Here is a 698-nt window from a genome sequence, read left to right as displayed (position 1 = left end):
GGCAAGACCGCAGTCGTCACGGGCGCCGCGAGCGGCATCGGCAAGGAAATCGCACTCGAGCTCGCGAAAGCGGGCGCGGCCGTCGCGATCGCCGACCTGAACCAGGACGGCGCGAACGCGGTCGCCGACGAGATCGTCAAGGCAGGCGGCAAGGCGATCGGCGTCGCGATGGATGTGACGAACGAGGAAGCCGTGAACAGCGGTATCGACAAGGTGGCCGAAACGTTCGGCTCGGTCGACATCCTCGTGTCGAACGCGGGCATCCAGATCGTCAACCCGATCGAGAACTATTCGTTCGCCGACTGGAAGAAGATGCAGGCGATCCACGTCGACGGCGCGTTCCTCACGACCAAGGCCGCGCTGAAGCACATGTACAAGGACGATCGCGGCGGTGTCGTGATCTACATGGGTTCGGTGCACTCGCACGAAGCGTCGCCGCTGAAGTCGGCGTACGTGACGGCCAAGCACGGCCTGCTCGGCCTGGCCCGCGTGCTGGCGAAGGAAGGCGCGAAGCACAACGTGCGCTCGCACGTCGTGTGTCCGGGCTTCGTGCGCACGCCGCTGGTCGACAAGCAGATTCCGGAGCAGGCGAAGGAGCTCGGGATCAGCGAAGAGGAAGTGGTGAAGAAGGTGATGCTCGGCAATACGGTCGACGGCGTGTTCACGACCGTTCAGGACGTCGCGCAGACGGTGCTGTT

General features: G+C 64.6%; 1 protein-coding gene. It reads left to right on the top strand.

What is annotated here, in order from left to right; all coding sequences use genetic code 11:
• Nucleotides 1–698: 3-hydroxybutyrate dehydrogenase (locus tag G3N98_RS39535; protein ID WP_206151154.1), on the top strand; the 698-nt coding region annotated here is incomplete at both ends.

It is taken from the genome of Burkholderia sp. Tr-20390, assembly GCF_017104595.1.
In the GTDB taxonomy this organism is placed as follows: Bacteria; Pseudomonadota; Gammaproteobacteria; order Burkholderiales; family Burkholderiaceae; genus Burkholderia.
The sequence above is the reverse complement of the archived record's forward strand: the minus strand, read 5'-3'. Positions and strand labels throughout refer to the sequence as shown.